This is a genomic window from Deltaproteobacteria bacterium, assembly GCA_005879795.1.
Taxonomy (GTDB): domain Bacteria; phylum Desulfobacterota; class Binatia; order DP-6; family DP-6; genus DP-6.
Map to the genome: position 1 here is coordinate 1 of VBKJ01000258.1, position 2744 is coordinate 2744.

3 protein-coding genes are annotated in these 2744 nt (G+C 72.3%); 2 read left to right on the forward strand and 1 reads right to left on the reverse strand.

All coding sequences use genetic code 11. The features are described from left to right. On the reverse strand, window positions 1-713 hold a 713-nt coding region (locus E6J59_19780; protein ID TMB15716.1), incomplete at its 3' end, for a hypothetical protein. 302 nt (window positions 714-1015) lie between these two features. On the opposite strand from E6J59_19780, the gene E6J59_19785 reads away from it, so the two are divergent. Together E6J59_19785 and E6J59_19790 are read left to right on the forward strand one after the other, a co-directional pair. Further along, a complete protein-coding gene (locus E6J59_19785) occupies window positions 1016-1687 on the forward strand; it encodes a response regulator transcription factor (GenBank protein ID TMB15717.1) in 672 nt (223 codons plus the stop codon). Further along, window positions 1684-2744 (forward strand): hypothetical protein (locus tag E6J59_19790; protein TMB15718.1); only part of this gene is annotated, 1061 nt, incomplete at its 3' end. The genes E6J59_19785 and E6J59_19790, both read left to right, overlap by 4 nt.

The window sequence follows — 2744 nt, forward strand, 5'->3', positions numbered from 1 at the left end:
CGTCCGAAGAGCGCGACCAGCTCGGGGAGCTGCCCCGCGAGCCGGAGACCCAGGGCGCGGTAGAGGCCGCGCATCACGGCCCGGCCCGCCGGGCCGAGGACGGCTGCGAGGTAGCCCACGTGGCCGATCTCGTCGCCCAGGATCTCGTCGTAGAGGAGGCGGATGCGCGCGGCGACCTCCGGCTCGTCGGCGAAGAGTTCGACGCCGCGGTCGCGGAGCGCGCGGAAGAGGACGCAGCCGGCCATCTCTGCGCACCCGGCGAGCGGCCGGTTCCAGCGCTCGGGCGTGCCGACGAGGAGCTTCACGATCACGCGCGCGGCGAGCGCCGGCGGCCGGGCGTGGACCGGCAGGCCGAAGATCGCGAGCGCGTCGGCGAGGATGCGCGTGTGGTAGTGCTCCTGGAGCACGATGCGCACGAGGATCGGGTCGTCCGGGTTCACCTTCCCGTAGAGCTCGCTCAGGCCGACGCCGAACCGCTCCGCCTGGTTCGCCTTTGCGGTGGCGAGGAGCCAGAGCATGCGGTCGTCCAGCCCGGGCTCGGGCCTTCGGCGGGCGAGGTTGCGGAGAAACGTCTCCCGGTCGACCGCCCACCGCGAGCGCACCGGCTCGCGCACCAGGCGGTCGAAGAACGCCTCGCGCCGGGAGAGCGTGTGGCGGAGGAGGTCGGCCTCCCCGTCGCGCGCGAGGAGGAAGGCGAGGTAGCCGTCCGTCATGACGCCCTCCCCCGCCGCGCGCCCAGGAGCATGAGGGCCGTGAGGGCGACCAGCGCCAGGACGAGCCCGCCCATCGCCTTCGCGCCTGCCGGGATCGCCAGCGCCCCGAGGCCGCCGCCGACTGGAGTGAACATGATCAGCACCTCCCTTCGCCACGCACGATAAGGACGGGAGCGGACCAGCCTCAATCGCCCGGCCTCCTCATTTTTCCGAGGTCCAACGGGCCGGTACCGCCGTCTGACCCGGCTGGTACTCCCGTACTACTGGTGGGCGCGGACCGAGCGAGCGATACTCCCGCCGCCGTGGCGCACGACCCGATCAAGGTCCTGATCGTCGACGACCACCCCGTCTTCCGCGATGGGCTCAGGCAGTGCCTGGAGGCGCGCAAGACCATCCGCGTCCTCGCCACGGCGGGGAACGGCGAGGAGATGTGGAAGGCGCTGCGCGCGCACGGGCGGCCGCAGATCGTCCTCATGGACGTCGAGCTGCCGGGCGAGGGCGGCATCGAGCTGACGCGCGCGCTCCACGAGAAGCACCCGGAGATCCGCGTCGTCATGCTGACCGCCTTCTCGGACTCCGAGCGGGTGTTCGCGGCCCTCAAGGCCGGCGCCGTCGGCTATCTGCTCAAGAACGTCGCGCCCGACGAGATCCGCGCCACGGTCGAGCGGGCCGCCGCGGGCGAGCCGATGCTGTCGGGCGAGATCGCGGGGCGTGTGCTGCGCGAGTTCGAGCGCGAGCGCGAGGAGGAGCGCTACCGCGAGCAGCTCGACACGCTCACCGCGCGCGAGGAGGAGATCCTGAAGCTCCTCGCCACCGGCGAGTCGAACCGGGAGATCGGGAAGCGGCTCTTCATCAGCGAGCAGACGGTCAAGAACCACGTCGCGAGCATCTTCCGGAAGCTCCGGGTGAACGACCGCACCAAGGCGGCCCTGCTCGCGGTGAAGCTCGGACTCGGCGAGAAGCGGCCGTCATGACGCGCGGGCTGCCGCTGGGGGTGGCGCGGAGATCGCAGGCGCTGCGCGGCCCCCTGATCGCGGCGGGCGTTGCGGTGGCGGTGTGGAGCGCGCTCCAGTTCCGGGTCGCGGACTGGCCGATCTACGTCGTCTATGCGCTCCTATCGGTCCTCCTCTTCCGCTTCTACGTCGAGGTGCTGCCGTCGCTCGTGCTGCCAGTGCCCGGGCTCGCGCTCACCATCGGCTTTCTCTACGTGGGCGGGCCGCCCATCATCGTGCTCCGCGTGGCCGAGCCCATCCTGGCGAGCGGCCTCCGCGCGCTCCTGCCCGCGCGCTGGCGCGACCGGCTCGTCGGGGCGTCCGTCGGGGGCGCGGGCGCGGTGGCCTCGCTCTTCTGGATCAAGGAGTGGAACGAGCGCGCCGCCGCCGCGGCCGAGTGGGCGTCGTTCGCGCTCGGGCTCGCAGTCCGGTGGTGGGTCGTGTCGCGCCTCGTGCCCGGGGGCGACCCCACGCGCCACCCCGCCGCCATCGCGCTGGCGGAGCTCGCGGGGTACGCCGTGTGGGGACTCCTGGCGATGTTCCCGATCTACTCATACCGCCCCTTCCTGCTGCCATACCGAGCCGCGCGCGCCCGGACGGTGATCCAGGACCTCGAGCTCGTCGTCATCGTGACGCTGACCCCGCTCGTCTTCCTCGTCGTGTACGGCTATGCGACGCACGGCCTCGCCGGCGCGGCGGTGTGGTCGCTCGCCGCGCTAGGGCTCCACGTCATGCTGAAGCGGCTCACGGAGCGGCGGGTCGCCGTCGAGGAGCAGAACCGGCGGCTCGAGGCGCTCAACCGCGAGCTCGAGCACCGTGAGCGGCTCTCGGCGATCGGCAAGATGTCGTCGGTCATCTCGCACCAGATCCTCCAGCAGCTAGGCGTGATCGGCATCTACGCCGACCTGATCCGGCACACGGAGCCCGAGGGCGACCCGGCGGCCGCGGTCGCGCAGGCGAAGGCAAACGCCGCCGCCATCGAGGACGCGCTCGGCGGCGTGAACCGCGTGCTGGAAGACCTGCTCGTCTTCAGCCGCGA